We start from the raw sequence: 16,216 nt of genomic DNA, 5'->3' as shown, positions 1-16,216 counted from the left end.
ATATGAGAGTGGGAAAAAGAAGCATTTGTGGGATCATGGCCGGAATCCTGTTCATGATGGAACCGGTGAGCGGATATGGGATGATGAGGGAAGGGACGTGGAAAAAGGATATAAGAAATCAGATCATGGAAATACAGCAGATGCAGCCGGAGCTGACACCGTACACCGGCCCGGAGATCACGGCTCCGGCCGCAATCCTCATGGAGGCATCCACGGGGACCGTGATCTGCGAGAAAAACGCGGATGAGCCGAGAAATCCCGCCAGTGTCACAAAGATCATGACGCTGATCCTGATCTTCGACGCCCTGCAGTCAGGGAAGATCCGTCTGACAGACGAGGTGGTGACAAGCGCCCACGCGAAATCCATGGGCGGATCCCAGGTGTTCCTGGAGGAGGGCGAGATCCAGACAGTGGAAACTCTGATTAAGTGCATCGTCATCGCCTCCGGCAACGACGCGTCGGTGGCAATGGCTGAGTTTATCGGAGGCGATGAGGGGACTTTTGTGAAGATGATGAATGAGCGGGCGAAAGGCCTGGGGATGGAGCACACGAAGTTCATTGACTGCTGTGGACTCACGGATTCCCCGGAACATGTGACTACGGCGAGGGACATCGCGCTGATGTCCAGGGAACTTATCACAAAATACCCGCAGATCACAAACTACACGACGATCTGGATGGAGAATATCACCCATGTGACGAAGCAGGGGACAAAGGAGTTCGGTCTCTCAAACACAAATAAGCTCTTAAAGATGGCGACGAATTTCGAGGTGACGGGGCTGAAAACAGGTTCCACCAGTATCGCAAAATACTGTCTCTCCGCCACAGCAAAAAAGGACGGCGTGGAGCTTATCGCCGCGATCATGGCGGCACCGGACTATAAGGCAAGATTTAAGGATGCTGTGACGCTTTTAAATTATGGGTTTGGAAACTGCAGGCTCTATAAGGATGAGACGCCGCCGGAGCTTCCGAAACTCTCCGTGACAGGCGGAAAAGAGCCGGAGGTGGAACTTTCCTACGGCGAAACCTTTACATATCTGGGACTCCACGGCGAGGACTTTTCCGGTGTGGAGCGGGAACTGATGCTGGAAGAGAGCGCAAAGGCCCCGGTAAAGGCGGGAGACCAGCTTGGAACGCTGCACTACCGGTTTAATGGGGAGGAGATCGGAAACATCCCTGTCATTGCGGACCGGGATGTGGATCCCGCTGGATTTTCTGACTATGTGAAGTGGATGATGGGATGGTGGAGAATGAGAGGAGAGGAAGTATAAAAATATCGGAGAGATCTGAATTTAAATGATTAGTAACCTCAGTACTTTCATAGTTACAAGCAAAAATCACTCGAGATCGGCTGTGCCGATGGGATTTTTGCCTTCCAGCTTATGTTTTCTTACGGTCAGCGCAGCAAGTGCGCAGACCTGCTGAACAGTTACAATGATTAAAAAAATTCAGATCTCTCCGATTAAAAGGTTATTTCTCTGCGGCTGCCTTCGCAAACCCCGTATTCACAAGATCCTCATAAGGAACCCGCGTGTCAAGCTCACCGGCTTCCTCCAGAATGTTCTCGAGAAGCTCAAAGCTTTTCTTCTCAAAGACCGTATTTTCTTTCCAGGTATCCTGCTCTTTGTAGCGGTCCACGATGATCGCGATCTTTTCGGTGTCGGTCTCCTTAAACTGCGGACTTATCGTCTCGGCGATCTCCTCGGCGGAGTGGGTGTTCACATAGTCGAGGCCTTTCTGAATCGCATTTGTGAATTTCTGGATGATCTCCGGATGCTTTTCAATATAGCTTTTTTTTGCACTGTAGGCCGTGTAAGGGACGTAGCCGGAGTCTTTTCCGAGGGACGCGACTACATAGCCGTTTCCTTCCTGTTCCAGGGCTGTGGCGAAGGGTTCGAATTCGACGGTGTAGTCCGAATCATTGCTGGTGAAGGCCGCGGCGGTGAGACCGAAGCTGATGCTTTGGTCGATGGAGAGATCCTTTGCGGGATCGATGCCGTTCTTCTTTAAGATATACTCAAAGACCATCTGGGGCATGCCACCGGCACGGCCGCCTAAAACTTTCTTCCCGATGAGGTTTTCCCACTTGAAATCAGCTTCCGGTGTCCGTCCAACGAGGAAGTTCCCAGCCCGCTGGGTGAGCTGGGCGAAGTTTACGGCGTAGTCATCATCGCCCTGGATATAAGTATAGATACTCGCCTCAGATCCCATGAACCCGATGTCCGCATCCCCGGATACCAGGGCTGTCATGACCTTGTCAGCCCCTGCACCGTTTACCAGTGTCAGATCGATTCCCTCCTCCTCAAAATACCCCAGCTCGATGGCGGCATACTGGGGGGCGTAGAAAATGGAGTGGGCAACCTCATTTAAAGTCACGGGAGTTAAAGATGATTCCGCGTTCTTTTTACACCCGGTGAGCAGAGCCGCCGCTGTAAACACAAAAAGAACCGGTGCCAGAATTTTTCTCATAATACCAAAAGACCTCTCTTAGCGATCATTCTATATGTTCAGTGTATGAGAAATGCCGGAAAGGGTGCAAACGATCATGATTCCTGTGGTGCCTTGACGCAGCATAAAGCAATAGGAAAAAACTATAGTAAACCCTGAGTACATCCAATTAGACAGATTTTCCAACATATGGTACTATTACCTTGCAACCAGATAGGGTGGTTGGTAAATGAAAATAAGAAATTTTTCGGGAATGAAATGCGATGTCCCGATCCGGGATAAGAGGAGGAAAATCACTATGGCAAAGAAAACAAGAGCAGAGAGAAACTTTAAATTTGAGACATTACAGCTTCATGTAGGACAGGAGCAGCCGGATCCGGTGACAGACGCGAGAGCGGTTCCGATCTACCAGACCTCTTCCTATGTATTCAGAAACTGCGAGCATGCGGCAGCACGTTTCGGTCTCACAGATGCAGGCAACATTTACGGAAGACTGACAAACCCGACCGAGGATGTTTTCGAGAAGAGGATCGCAGCATTGGAGGGCGGCGTTGCGGCGCTGGCAGTTGCCTCCGGCGCGGCAGCAGCAACCTATGTATTCCAGAACCTTGCGCATGCAGGTGATCACATCGTCGCAGCAAAGAACATCTACGGCGGAACATACAACCTTTTAGCACACACACTTCCGGAGTACGGCGTGACAGCAACCTTTGTTGACCCGTTCAACTACGAGGAGGTTGAAAATGCAATTCAGGAGAATACAAAAGCGATCCATGTTGAGACACTCGGAAATCCGAACTCCGATGTCGTTGATATCGAGAAGCTGGCTTCCATCGCCCACGCACATAAGATCCCGCTGGTTGTCGACAATACGTTCGCAACTCCGTACCTTGTAAGACCGATCGAGTACGGCGCAGATATCGTATTCCATTCCGCGACAAAATTCATCGGCGGCCACGGAACCACCATCGGCGGTGTGATCATCGACAGCGGCAACTTTGACTGGGAAGCAAGCGGAAAGTTCCCGTCCTTAGTTGAGCCGAACCCGAGCTACCACGGTGTAAGCTTCGTAAAGGCAGCAGGAAGAGCAGCATTCGTTACAAAGATCCGTGCGATCTTACTTCGTGATACAGGAGCAACGATCTCCCCGTTTCACGCATTCATCTTCTTGCAGGGACTCGAGACACTGTCTCTCCGTGTAGAGCGCCATGTACAGAACGCCTTGAAGGTCGTTGAGTACTTAAACAACCATCCGCTTGTAGAAAAAGTAAACCATCCGTCCGTATCCGATGATCCGGAACAGCAGAGACTCTACAGGAAATACTTCCCGAACGGCGGCGGCTCCATCTTCACCTTCGAGATCAAAGGCGGCGCAGAGGCAGCGAAGAAGTTTATCGATAACCTCGAACTCTTCTCCTTACTTGCAAATGTTGCTGACGTGAAGTCTCTCGTGATCCATCCGGCTTCCACAACTCACTCCCAGTTAAATGACGAGGAGTTAGCGGACCAGGGCATCAAACAGAATACGATCCGTCTCTCCATCGGTACAGAGAACATCGACGACATCATCGAGGATCTGGACGAGGCGTTTAAGACATTACAGGAATAATCCCCCAACAGTTCAGCCGTGCGTCGAGCTGTGCTGGAAAAAATCCCTCTCAATTAACGAACGAATACAGGACAGCGGTCACTGCGTAGCAATATGTGTGACCGCTGTTCTATTGTTGGACGGAAGTGGAATATATGTGGATGCCATGCTGCCGTCCCCAATATATAAATCTGTAACGGTCTGTGCCGTTGAACAGGCACAGAAAAAACTTCGTAAGAAACTGCCTTAAGACAATTTTTTGCGAAGCTTTTTTGTTTCGATATATAAAATACAATATAAAAAAGTCACAAAGCCGCAGATTTTATGACTGACACGGACCCTTCACACTGTTTAAGATCTCCTCAGCCGCCAGTCTGTGCTTTTCCTCCAGCTCATGCTTCTGATCCAGGATCGTCTGGATCGTGATTCCGTCTAAGTAGTCCATGATGACGCGGTTTAGGCCTTCCCAGACCGGGAGCGTGTCGCAGGCGGAGCAGCGTTCGCAGGGGTTTGGAGTGTGCTCGAGGCAGGAGACCGGGGCGAGGCTGCCTTCAGTGGTCTGTAAGATCGCACCGACGGTGCATTCCGACGGGGATTTTGCGAGTTTGTATCCGCCCTGGTAGCCGCGGGTGGTGGAGAGCATTCCGGTCTTGTTTAAGAGTGGAACGATCTGCTCTAAATATTTTTTTGAGAGACCCTGGCGGGCGGCGATGTCCTTTAAGGAGATAAAGCCATCGTCGGCATGTTCAGCCAGGTCGATGACCATGCGCAGTGCATAACGACCTTTTGTAGATATTTTCATGATTATTTCACCAATTTCAACAGTGATCTGACAAGATGTGAGATGCTCAGATCACTGGACTTCCTAAACAATGTTATAATTGTGCCGATACGGAACAATTTTGCGATATTATTCTGCAGAAATACGCTCAGAGGGCATCCGCAGATGAAACAAACAAAGATTCCGCTCACATGCGGAATCCGGAACTGCTCTGATTATACTACAAAAAAGGTAGGCATTCAACCGACGTTTTGCTTTTTCTCAAGGTTGCCAGAAAAAAACACATGTGATAAAATAGAAGTAATCGTGGATCGAATCAGAAAGGAACCATAAATATTATGAAAAAGCTGGAAGATTATGTAGTAAGCATCCCGGATTTTCCGGAGCCGGGAATTATTTTCCGTGATATCACTTCAATTTTACAGGATTCGGACGGATTAAAGCTGTCGATCGATTCTCTCCTTGATATGGTGAAGGATGTAGATTTCGATGTGGTCGTTGGAGCGGAGTCCAGAGGATTTATTTTCGGAACACCGGTCGCTTACGCGATGGGAAAATCCTTTGTTCCGGCGAGAAAACCGGGAAAACTTCCGAGAGAGACCGTTTCTATGGAGTATGCTCTTGAGTACGGCACCGGAACCATCGAGCTCCACAAAGATTCCATCAGACCGGGCCAGAAGGTCGTGATCATCGATGACCTGATCGCCACAGGCGGAACGGTGGAAGCGATCGCAAAGCTTGTGGAAGAGCTTGGCGGAGAAGTTGTTAAGATCTGTTTCGTAATGGAACTTGCAGGATTAAAAGGAAGAGAAAAACTGAAAAAGTATGCTGTAGATTCAGCTATCATTTACGAAGGAAAATAAATGCTCCAGTAATGATCAACAAGGTGGATTCCGCCGGATGCCGTGAAAAGAAGCGGTACCCGGCGGTTTTGATATGTTCTGTCGGAAGCGCACATTGGATTTATGTGCGTTTGAATAAAAGAAAAGAGGAATCAGAGATGAGGGAGATCGTATTTAAAATGGAACGCCCGGGCCTTGTGGAGGTCGGTCAGGAGGTGGATGTCAGCGAGTCCATCACGCCGGTCAATGTGAATTACATGATCGAACCGGCGGTGGCGATGTCAGGACTGTTTCGGTTTACGGAGCGTTTGAAGAGCAGAAAGGGCATTGTGAAGGATATTATCCAGAATGACCGCGGGTATTATGTGACGGTGGAATTCGACGAGTGATCATGTAGAGGCCGGACTCTGTTTTCTGTGAAAAAACAGCAGAAACAGGAGATACATGGTGGATAAAAGAAGTATCTGCACTGCAGTCCGGAAAAAATCCGGGAGTCCTGCCGGAAGCGGAAGCGTTTCCGGAAAGAGCCGGAAGAGCCACAGGGCGCAAAGCAGGCAGAAAACAGGCTTTCCGATCAATATCCATGCGTTCCAGTCGCATGGGACGATCCTTCGGAGCGCCAGAATATGGAGCAGGGCTAAAAGCATCTCACTCGCAAGCATCCCCCAGAGGCATGCGCGGATCCCAAACTCCGGGATCCCGAACCACACGAAGGCGATGCGGATGAGAAGTGAGACCAGGTGATGGAAAAACGTGAGTTTCGTCTTTCCGAGCCCATTTAAAATGCTGCCGGATGAGGTGGCGAGATAGAGAAACGGGCAGAGCCAGGCGAGGATCTGAATGAAGGATCCGGCGTCCTGGCTTTTAAATATCTGTAAGCCCAGCGCATCTCCGAAGACTGTGAAGACCCCGATGCAAAAAATTCCGAGATAAAGGCTGTATCGGAAGGACATGGAGATCCCGGCGGCAATTCCGGAGTCGTTTCCGGCGGACTGGTGCCTCGCAGTGGCGGGCAGCAGGACCACAGCCAGGGAGTTTACCAGGGCCGATGGAAAGAGGACAAAAGGCATCGCCATGCCTGTGAGAGTTCCATATGTACTGACGGCCTGGGAACGGGTGAGTCCGTAGACGGTCAGGCGCTCCGGGATCATGATCGTCTCCGCGCTTTGCAAAAGGTTCAGGATGAGACGGTTTGCCATGAGTGGGGCAGCGAGGGCCAGGAGGGCGGACATGGGAGAGAACAGATTGCCAGAGAGATCCGAAATTTGTTCGGAATTCCTGAAAAGCGGATTTTTTATGGAACTTTGGCCAATCCTGCAGGATCTGCCTGTATTTTCGTGAAATTCATGAAATAAAAGAAAAAATATCAGCACAAACAATGCCGACCCGGCTTCCCCGGCAACCAGCCCGAATACGGCAAGTGACACTGTGACCGGAATTCGTTTTTCGATGCAGACAGACACCAGCAGAAATACCGTAAAGATCCGGATCGTCTGCTCAAAAAGCTGGGCGGCCGCAGGGACGGAGACTTTTTCTTTTCCGTAATAGTACCCGCAGATGCAGGCATGGACAGAGGTACACGGAATCGCGAAGGCCATGACGGAGAGCAGCGGGGCACACCGCGGTTCCATGAGGACATGTTCCGCAAGAGGGCCCGAGAAGTGCCGGATCACAAAGGCGGCGGCCAGAGACATGGCGAAAGATAAAGAAAAACCAGAGAGCAGCGTTCGCTTCGCATGGTCCGGGTCCGCCGCGGTAAAGCGGGAGATGGCGGTCTGGATCGACCCGGCGCAGAGGGAGAAAAAGATTCCGTAGACTGGGAAGATCATCTGGTAGATTCCGAGTCCCTCAGCGCCGATAGTCCGGGAGAGAAAGATCCGGTAGAAAAAACCGAGGACCCGGGAGAGGAGTCCGGCGGCGGTGAGGAGAATGGTTCCGGTGATCAGTGGGTGAGTTTTATGGGAAGAAGGCATGGGCAGCTCCGTTGAGGCAGAAGGATTCTGTTATATATATGTGGAAATAAGAGAGGGATATGACGGCTGAAACCGCTGAAAATACGGGGATTTCCTAAATACTTAGCGAGTTACTGTGTATTTCTGAAAAAACATAAGATTACCGGTTGAAATTCCCAACCGGTTTCGTATATAATGTAGGATATCTGTGGCTTGTCTGCGCCTTTTTGGGCGCTGACTCACGGGTCATGGCATAAAATAAATGGTAACAGTTCAGCCTTGCGGCGGTATAACAGCAAGACTGGATGATCAAGCTTTACAGAAAGGCGGAACAATGAAAAAAGTAATCTATCTCGACAATGCGGCTACGACAAAGGTACGTCCGGAAGTCGTGGAAGCCATGCTGCCGTTTTATACAGAATATTACGGAAACCCTTCCGCGGTATATGAGTTTTCCACACCGTGTAAGGAAGCCCTCGCAAAGGCAAGAGAGACTGCAGCAAACGCTCTCGGCGCGAAGGACAATGAGATCTACTTCACAAATGGCGGTTCCGAGTCCGACAACTGGGCTCTGATCGCGACTGCGGAGGCTTACGCGTCCAAAGGAAAACACATCATCACAACAAAGATCGAGCACCACGCGATCCTTCACACATGTGAGTATCTCGAGAAGCGCGGCTATGAGATCACCTACCTCCCGGTAGACGAGTTCGGCACCGTCTCCATCGACGAGTTAAAGAAGGCGATCCGCCCGGATACGATCCTGATCTCTGTAATGTTTGCAAACAACGAGATCGGAACGATCCAGCCGATCAGGGAGATCGGTGAGATCGCCCATGAGAACGGGATCATCTTCCACACAGACGCAGTTCAGGCATTCTGCCACGAGCCGATCAATGTGGATGAGTATCATATCGATATGTTAAGTGCCAGCGGTCACAAATTCCACGGACCGAAGGGAGTCGGCTTCCTCTACATCAGAAAGGGCTTAAAGCTCCGCTCCTTCATCCATGGCGGTGCCCAGGAGAGAAAACGCCGTGCCGGAACTGAGAATGTGCCGGGAATCGTCGGTCTCGGAAAAGCTGTCGAGATCGGAATGGCAGAACTTGAGAATAATAAGAAGAAAGAGACAGAACTCCGCGATTACCTGATTGGACGTGTTATGGACGAGATTCCGTACACACGCTTAAACGGTCACCGCACAAACCGTCTCTCCAACAACGCGAACTTCGCGTTCCAGTTCATCGAGGGTGAATCCTTACTCATCATGCTGGACATGGACGGAATCTGCGGATCCAGCGGATCTGCATGCACATCCGGTTCCCTGGATCCGTCCCATGTGCTCTTAGCTATCGGACTTCCGCACGAGATCGCGCACGGATCCTTACGCCTTACCTTAAGCGAGGAGACAACGAAGGAAGAGATCGACCATACTGTAGACTGCCTTAAGAAGATCGTGGAGAAGCTTCGCGCAATGTCCCCACTCTATGAGGATTTCATTAAGAAGAACAGAAAGTAAGAGGAAAAAATAATGTATTCAGAGAAAGTAATGGACCATTTCCAGCACCCGAGAAACATGGGAGAAATTGAGGACGCCAGCGGCGTAGGTACTGTCGGAAACGCAAAATGCGGCGATATCATGAGAATCTATCTCGATATCGATGACGAGAGCCACATCATTCGTGACTGCAAGTTCAAAACCTTCGGCTGCGGCGCTGCAGTTGCTACAAGCAGCATGGCGACAGAGATGGTAATGGGAAAGACGATCGAGGAAGCGATGGAAGTAACCAATAAGGCAGTTATGGAAGCACTTGACGGACTTCCGCCGGTAAAGGTTCACTGCTCCCTGCTTGCAGAGGAAGCGATCCATGCAGCACTCTGGGATTATGCAGAAAAGCACCATATCGAGATCAAAGGCTTACAGAAGCCAGTGTCCGATATCAGTGAGCATGAAGAGGACGAGGAATATTAATGAAGAAAAAAGTCGTGGTAGGAATGTCCGGAGGCGTGGATTCATCGGTTGCTGCCTGCCTTTTAAAGGAACAGGGATACGACGTGATCGGGGTCACCATGCAGATCTGGCAGGAAGAGGATTCCTGTACGGTTGAGGAAAACGGCGGATGCTGCGGACTCAGTGCGGTGGAGGATGCGAGACGTGTCGCGTGGACACTTGGAATTCCCTACTATGTTATGAACTTCCGGAAAGAATTCCAGAAGAATGTCATTGATTATTTTGTTGCGGAGTATCTGCACGGACGGACACCGAATCCGTGCATTGCCTGCAACCGCTATGTAAAATGGGAGGCGCTTTTGGAGCGCAGCCTGGAGATCGGTGCCGATTATATTGCGACCGGTCACTATGCCCGGATCAGCCAGCTGCCGAACGGACGTTACACGATCCGCAATTCCGTGACGGCGGCGAAGGACCAGACCTACGCGCTCTACAACCTGACCCAGTTCCAGCTTTCCAAGACTTTAATGCCCATCGGTGATTACACGAAGGACGAGGTGAGAAAGATCGCCGAGGACCGTGGACTCGCCGTGGCAAAGAAGAAGGACAGCATGGAGATCTGCTTTGTGCCGGATAACGATTATGCCGGATTTATCGAGCGCGAGACGTCCGATGTTCCGGGATGCGGAAACTTTGTGGATAAAAATGGCGTGATCCTCGGAAAACATAAGGGAATCACCCATTACACCGTCGGACAGAGAAAGGGCTTGAACCTTGCGATGGGACATCCGGTGTTTGTCACAGGGATCCGCCCGGAGACCAACGAGGTCGTCATCGGCGATGGGAATGATGTGTTTTCCGATCATCTGATCTGCAGGGATGTGAACTGGATGGCGATCGACGGTCTTCATGGAGAGGAGAAAGAGGTTCTCGCGAAGATCCGCTACAGCCACAAGGGATCCCCTTGTATCATCAGGGAACTCCCGGATGGAACGGTGGAGTGCCAGTTTAAGGAACCGCAGCGTGCGATCACGCCGGGACAGGCAGTTGTATTTTATGAAGATGAATGCGTAGTCGGAGGAGGAACGATCCTATGAGCAGGATGAAAAAGGGAAACGGACTCCTCCGATTCCTTGTCTTTGCAGCCCTTTTTGCTCTGGTGCTTACCGGATGCAATGGGGCGAGGAAATATGAGGCAGTGGATCTGAGCAGTGAGACGGCGGCGGGGGCTGAAATGTCCGGGAATGGTGCAGACCTGGTGGCAGAAAGCACGGATACAGGAACTTCCGGATCCGGGGATGCGGACGTGCAGGCGCTCGGAGAAGCTGCCGGGGAACCGCTAAGCGCAGATCCAGAGGGTGGTGATGTGGCTTCTGAGAGTTCAGAACTGGCGGAAGCAGCTTCAGAATCAGAAGAACTGTCCTCAGAGATGTCCGAGGCAGAGAGCGTTGAGGCCGCGAGAGAGGCGGCTGCGGCGGCGTACACAGCGGCTGCGAGCGATGATGCTGAGACTGCGCCGGAGATCCCGTTTAACGGTCACACCGTTGCCATCGACGCGGGACATCAGGCGAAGGCGAACACCTCAAAAGAGCCTATCGGCCCGTCCTCCACGACCATGAAGGCAAAGATGCCGGAAGGCGCGGTGGGGACATCCAGCGGAGTCCCGGAGTACGAGGTGACGCTGACAGTGGCGAAAAAGCTGGAAAAAGAGCTTATAAACCGCGGCTATCATGTCGTCATGATCCGCACGAGCCATGATGTGAATATGAGCAGCGCGGAGCGGTCTGTGGCGGCAAACAAGAGCGGAGCGGATATCCTGATCCGTCTTCATGCCGGTACTATGGATAACTCCAGCGTCTACGGCGCACTGTCCACCTGCATGACGTCCCAGAATCCTTATAACGCCAGTCTTCACGACAAGAGCTATAATCTTTCCAAGAAGATCGTTGACACCGTCTGCGGCACCACAGGCACGAAAAACCGCGGTGTCCAGGAGACGGACAGCTCCTCCGATATCAACTGGTGCGAGATTCCGGTCTGTGTGTTTGAGATGGGATTCCTGAGCAATCCTGACGAGGATACCTGGCTGCAGGATGACGGCTACCAGGGGAAGATCGCGAGCGGGATCGCCGGAGCAGTGGATGCTTATTTTGCGGAGGGGAATTAGTGGATTGATGCCTGCTGGCTTCTTGTTTTCATGTGCATGAAAACAAGAAGCATTTGGCGTTCGCCTAATATCAGTTCTCATTTAAAAATGTTTATGCAGGCAAGCTTGCAAAGCATTTTGAGATGAAAACCGACGCACGAGCAAGCTGGTGAAAATTATTTTGTAATTTCTCTATACAAATCTGAAAAAATATGTATAATAATATGTAGTCTGCCTTTTTTAAAGAGGCAGACATCCTGGAGACGTAGCGAAGCGGCCGTAACGCGGCGCACTCGAAATGCGTTTATCGGTTCATCCCGGTACGAGGGTTCGAATCCCTCCGTCTCCGCTCCGGAACCCTTGGTTTTCAAGGGTTCTTTTGTTTTTGCGGCACAGGGAAGGCTGTCAGGAAACTGGCGACTTTTATCCTGGACGAAATTTTGCCACAAAGTCTTAGAGGTGTGACAACGAAAATGTAAGAAGTTCTTAATAAAAAAAGAGGGAAATTGTAGTATACTTGTGAAGACTTAAAGAAAACTGTTTGTAACCGTTCAGCATCCTCATAGTCACAACGGTTTCTTGTGCAGCTTTGAAGATGGAAAATATTTAAGGAATAAAACACGGACAGAGAAGAAAGGCGGAATCAGAATGTTTCAGAAAAAATTTCGATATATGGCAGCAGTCCTTGCGGTGCTAATGATCACACAGGGCAGTTTTACCGCGTTTGCGGATGAGATCGGACCAGGTTATGATGAGCAGAATAAGGCATCCACGGATACCAGTGTAACGGATCCTGCAAATGCATGGAAAAAGGTAAATGGTGTTTATGTGGACAATAATGGAAAAACAATAGAGGGAGCGCTTCTCCGCGGCATCAGTGTTGCAAAATGGCAGGGAGATATCGACTGGGCGAAAGTTGCGGCAGATGATATATCGTTCGCTTTTATTAAGATGATGTCTTACGGATATGAGGGTGGTTACACCATGGATCCGAATTATGAGAAAAATATGAAGGGGGCTTCGGACAACGGAGTTCAGGCAGCTCCGTATGTCTATCTTCAGACGAAAACTGTGGAGGAAGCGAAGGCGGCTGCGAAATATGCTGTAGAAAAAGTATCCGGATACAATGTAAAGTATCCGATCGCTGTGGATGTAGAGTCAAAATATATCCTGGAGCTTTCGGTTCAGGAGCTCACAGATGTGGTAAACGCATTCTGTGATACGATTGCTGCGGCAGGCTATACACCGATCGTATACAGCGACTACAGCAAATTTACGACCGAGATGGACACAAAGCAGATCCACTATGATATCTGGCTTGCGAGATACGGTGCGGACGGTACATATGAGGGTCGCACGATCTGGCAGTGTACGGATAAGGGGCATGTAAACGGAATCAACGGAAATGTATGCCTGGAATTCGCTTACAAGGATTATGCTCCGGTCACTAAGGGAACCGCGGTGGATACCGGTGAGTGGAAGAATGAGAGCGGCAAATGGTACTTCTACCGTGATGGCGGAAGAATGAGCGGCTGGATCAATCCGGATGGATACTGGTATTATCTGGATCCGTCTGAGTTAGGTGCTATGGTGACAGGCACGACGATGACAATCGATGGCGTCAGCTATACGTTTGATGCAAATGGTATCATGCAGTAAAACCGGAGTTTCCGGGGAGCAGGCGGCAGATTAGCACATTTTGGATGCTGACGGTCAGGGAAATGGTACATTTTCTGCGGAAATACGCAGTGAGCGGATAAAGGTTTCAGGATAAAATAAAGGATAAAAAAGAAGAACGGGGATGCGGTCTCTTGATGAGATCTGCGTTCCTGTTCTTCTTTTTGTAGATATACATTTAAAGTAACTGTTCAGTAGGTCTGCGCACTTGCTGCGCTGACCGTAAGAAAACATAGGCTGGAAGGCAAAAATCCCATCAGCGAAGCTGATCTGGAATGGATTTTTGCACGTAACTATGAAGGTACTGAATAGTTACCATTTAAAAATAATTCCTGTTAATGGATTCTACAGGTGACTTTAGCGTGTGGGAAAACTGGTACTTACGATGATTGGTGGAAAACGCTGTTTTTATTCCTCCCATGGAAGATCCACGATCGTCGGCTCGTGATGAACAGCCGGAAGAAATTTCTCCATGATATCGGACGTTTTGAGCTTCATGCTTGTGGTGTTGATACACGGATGGCAGCCGAAATACTCGTCCTTTAAGACGTCAGAATCGATCAGAAGCTTTACATGGTCCTCCAGGTCATTCATGAGTCCCATGATGCTGACAGATCCGGGAGTCAGGCCGAGATATTCCTTCATATGGTCATCGTCCGCAAAAGAAAGCCTCGCGGAACCGATCTGTTTGGAGAGAACCTTCGTCTTGAATTTCTTATGCCCCGGCATCAGGAGGAGGTAGAACTTCGTCTTCTGGGCGTTGCAGAGGAAAAGGTTCTTGCAGATATGGATCCCAAGGACTTCGTCTGCACCGTTGCATGCGTCGATGGTGAATGCGGCTTCATGGTCGAAGCGTATATAGGGGATATTTAAGGAGTCCAGGAGATCGTAGGTGCGGATCTCGGTCTCGATTCGTCCGGTGACGTCCTTCGGGCGTCCGGATTCGGCAACAGGGGTATTGGTTTCGTTATTCATGATTTGTTTTTCGGCAGTGTCTGGAGTGTCCAGATGCTGCGTCCTTTCTTGAAAATGTGAGGAACAGTTACAACTGATTTTACTGATGTTTTGTATTCTAAGCCGGCAAAATCTGCATGTTTCATGCAGTATTTTCAGCTCAGAAAATGTCTAACTGTGTATAACGGCCGGAATTGTCCCAGGTAAAAAGTTTCAGTGGAATATTCCGGGAAAAAACGCTATACTTTATGTGTTATTATAATCATCCGCATTCCGGGAATCAAGCGGAATGTTTCAGATAAGAATGGAGAAATATTTATTATGGAATACAGGGAAAAGAAGTTTAAAAGTGGCGGTGATAAGGGAAAGAAGAACTGGAAGAAAGAGAACGCTGGCAGAAACGGGAATAATGGAAGAGATGTGAACGGGAAGACCGAAAGAAATAGCGGAAGAAAAGAAACGCAGAATTTCGTCAGCGGTACAGAGAAAAGAAACGGAAGAAACTACGGAAATCAGGATAAAAGTGTAGAAAAAAAGCTGGGATACATTGATGAAAAATTAGAAAAGAAGTATGGCGGAGCATGGAATCATACAGGAGAGAAAAACATGAACGCTGGTGATAAAAAGAAGGCTGTATCCGCAGCGAAACGCCAGGATGACCGCAAAACAGCACATGTTCGAGGAAAAAATGCATCTGTCCAGGCAGAAGCAAAAACAGAGCGGAAAAAATCCCTCTGTCCACATTTCAAGACCTGTGGCGGCTGTCAGTATCTGGATATGCCATATGAGAAGCAGTTAGAGCACAAAAAGAAAGAGGTTTCTGATCTTCTCCGCCCGTTCTGCAGGGTTGAGGAGATCATCGGCATGGACGACCCGTTCCATTACCGGAACAAGGTCCATGCAGTCATGGCCCGCGACAGGAAAGGCCGTATCATCTCCGGTGTATATAAAGAGGGAACCCACACGGTTCTCCCGGTGGAGACATGCCTGATCGAGAACAAAAAGGCGGACGAGATCATCGGAACGATCCGTGAACTTCTTCCCTCCTTCAAAATGAAGGTATTCGATGAGGATACCGGATACGGCTTCCTGCGCCATGTCCTGGTGCGCACCGCCCATGCCACAGGGGAGATCATGGTAGTCCTGATCACCGCATCCCCGGTGTTCCCGTCGAAGAACAACTTCGTGAAGGCGCTCCGAAAGGTTCACCCGGAGATCACGACCGTAGTGCAGAATGTGAATGGACGTGACACCAGCATGGTCCTTGGGGAAAAGGAACATGTGCTCTACGGACCTGGATTTATTGTCGATGTCCTCTGTGGTAAGAAATTCCGGATCTCCTCAAAATCCTTCTACCAGATCAACCCGGTTCAGACGGAGAAGCTCTACAACCTGGCGATCGAGGCAGCAGGACTCACCGGAAAAGAGACCGTTGTTGATGCCTACTGCGGAATCGGAACCATCGGAATCGTCGCAGCGTCTGCCGCGAAGGAAGTCATCGGCGTCGAGTTAAACAGGGATGCTGTCCGGGATGCCGTCACAAACGCGAAGGTAAACGGCGAGAAAAACATCCGCTTCTACAACAACGATGCCGGAAAATTCATGGTCCAGATGGCCTCCCAGAACGCTCATGCCGATGTGGTATTTATGGATCCGCCGAGAAGCGGAAGCACAGAAGAATTTATGGATGCTGTAGCGATCTTGAATCCGGACCGCGTGGTCTATGTGTCCTGCAACCCAGAGACGCTGGCGAGAGATCTGGCGTATTTTAAGAAGAAAGGGTATAGGGCGGAGAAGGCATGGGCTGTGGACCAGTTCCCGGCCACCAGCCATGTCGAGACTGTGGTAGGACTACACAGAAAGGATATGTAGAAATC

General features: G+C 50.0%; 14 protein-coding genes and 1 tRNA gene. 11 read left to right on the top strand and 4 right to left on the bottom strand.

Annotated elements, in window-relative coordinates:
- Nucleotides 1-125: 125 nt before the first annotated feature.
- Complete coding sequence (locus tag DW677_RS13565; protein ID WP_242992178.1) at nucleotides 126-1,271, top strand: D-alanyl-D-alanine carboxypeptidase family protein; 1,146 nt, start codon at nucleotides 126-128, stop codon at nucleotides 1,269-1,271.
- Between the two features lie 199 nt (nucleotides 1,272-1,470).
- Here the strand turns inward: DW677_RS13565 and DW677_RS13560 are convergent, their stop codons facing one another.
- Complete coding sequence (locus tag DW677_RS13560) at nucleotides 1,471-2,469, bottom strand: ABC transporter substrate-binding protein (RefSeq protein WP_117567584.1); 999 nt, start codon at nucleotides 2,467-2,469, stop codon at nucleotides 1,471-1,473.
- 277 nt (nucleotides 2,470-2,746) lie between these two features.
- Here DW677_RS13560 and DW677_RS13555 point away from each other — a divergent pair, with 277 nt between their 5' ends.
- The gene (locus DW677_RS13555; protein ID WP_117504456.1) at nucleotides 2,747-4,057 is read left to right on the top strand and encodes an O-acetylhomoserine aminocarboxypropyltransferase/cysteine synthase family protein; all 1,311 of its coding nucleotides are present in this window, start codon (nucleotides 2,747-2,749) and stop codon (nucleotides 4,055-4,057) included.
- A 301-nt stretch (nucleotides 4,058-4,358) separates the two neighbouring features.
- Here DW677_RS13555 and DW677_RS13550 read toward each other — a convergent pair whose 3' ends face one another.
- A complete protein-coding gene (locus tag DW677_RS13550; protein WP_021904784.1) occupies nucleotides 4,359-4,838 on the bottom strand; it encodes an Rrf2 family transcriptional regulator in 480 nt (159 codons plus the stop codon).
- 317 nt (nucleotides 4,839-5,155) lie between these two features.
- On the opposite strand from DW677_RS13550, the gene DW677_RS13545 reads away from it, so the two are divergent.
- Nucleotides 5,156-5,680: an adenine phosphoribosyltransferase gene (locus tag DW677_RS13545; protein ID WP_117567583.1), complete on the top strand. Its 525-nt coding sequence runs from the start codon at nucleotides 5,156-5,158 to the stop codon at nucleotides 5,678-5,680.
- Nucleotides 5,681-5,817: 137 nt separating this feature from the next.
- Nucleotides 5,818-6,048 carry a hypothetical protein gene (locus DW677_RS13540; protein ID WP_165860042.1) on the top strand — a complete coding sequence of 77 codons (231 nt, stop codon included), beginning with the start codon at nucleotides 5,818-5,820 and terminating at the stop codon, nucleotides 6,046-6,048.
- On the opposite strand, the gene DW677_RS13535 is transcribed toward DW677_RS13540, so the two are convergent.
- Nucleotides 6,049-7,632 (bottom strand): oligosaccharide flippase family protein, encoded by a 1,584-nt coding sequence (locus tag DW677_RS13535; protein WP_117567582.1) that lies wholly within the window; start codon nucleotides 7,630-7,632, stop codon nucleotides 6,049-6,051.
- A gap of 313 nt (nucleotides 7,633-7,945) precedes the next feature.
- On the opposite strand from DW677_RS13535, the gene nifS reads away from it, so the two are divergent.
- From nifS to DW677_RS13505, 6 genes are all read left to right on the top strand, one after another.
- Nucleotides 7,946-9,130: a cysteine desulfurase NifS gene (gene nifS / locus DW677_RS13530; RefSeq protein WP_117470686.1), complete on the top strand. Its 1,185-nt coding sequence runs from the start codon at nucleotides 7,946-7,948 to the stop codon at nucleotides 9,128-9,130.
- Nucleotides 9,131-9,142: 12 nt separating this feature from the next.
- On the top strand, nucleotides 9,143-9,583 hold the full coding sequence (nifU, locus tag DW677_RS13525) for a Fe-S cluster assembly scaffold protein NifU (RefSeq protein WP_015553494.1): 441 nt from the start codon (nucleotides 9,143-9,145) through the stop codon (nucleotides 9,581-9,583).
- Entirely contained in the window at nucleotides 9,583-10,659 is a 1,077-nt protein-coding gene (gene mnmA / locus DW677_RS13520; protein WP_117567581.1) for a tRNA 2-thiouridine(34) synthase MnmA, read from the top strand. The genes nifU and mnmA overlap by 1 nt, the downstream gene beginning before the upstream one ends.
- On the top strand, nucleotides 10,656-11,729 hold the full coding sequence (locus DW677_RS13515; protein WP_015553492.1) for an N-acetylmuramoyl-L-alanine amidase: 1,074 nt from the start codon (nucleotides 10,656-10,658) through the stop codon (nucleotides 11,727-11,729). The genes mnmA and DW677_RS13515 overlap by 4 nt, the downstream gene beginning before the upstream one ends.
- A 238-nt stretch (nucleotides 11,730-11,967) precedes the next feature.
- Nucleotides 11,968-12,057: transfer RNA gene (locus DW677_RS13510), tRNA-Ser, on the top strand.
- A gap of 299 nt (nucleotides 12,058-12,356) precedes the next feature.
- A complete protein-coding gene (locus tag DW677_RS13505) occupies nucleotides 12,357-13,367 on the top strand; it encodes a GH25 family lysozyme (RefSeq protein WP_117567579.1) in 1,011 nt (336 codons plus the stop codon).
- A 426-nt stretch (nucleotides 13,368-13,793) separates the two neighbouring features.
- On the opposite strand, the gene DW677_RS13500 is transcribed toward DW677_RS13505, so the two are convergent.
- A complete protein-coding gene (locus DW677_RS13500; protein WP_117567578.1) occupies nucleotides 13,794-14,360 on the bottom strand; it encodes a prolyl-tRNA synthetase associated domain-containing protein in 567 nt (188 codons plus the stop codon).
- 300 nt (nucleotides 14,361-14,660) lie between these two features.
- Here DW677_RS13500 and rlmD point away from each other — a divergent pair, with 300 nt between their 5' ends.
- Nucleotides 14,661-16,211, top strand: a complete 1,551-nt coding sequence (gene rlmD, locus DW677_RS13495; protein ID WP_117567577.1) for a 23S rRNA (uracil(1939)-C(5))-methyltransferase RlmD — start codon at nucleotides 14,661-14,663, stop codon at nucleotides 16,209-16,211.
- Nucleotides 16,212-16,216 lie beyond the last annotated feature (5 nt).

Origin of the sequence: Clostridium sp. AM25-23AC, from assembly GCF_003435125.1 — a bacterium.
Taxonomy (GTDB): domain Bacteria; phylum Bacillota; class Clostridia; order Lachnospirales; family Lachnospiraceae; genus Pilosibacter; species Pilosibacter fragilis.
The sequence above is the reverse complement of the archived record's forward strand: the minus strand, read 5'-3'. Positions and strand labels throughout refer to the sequence as shown.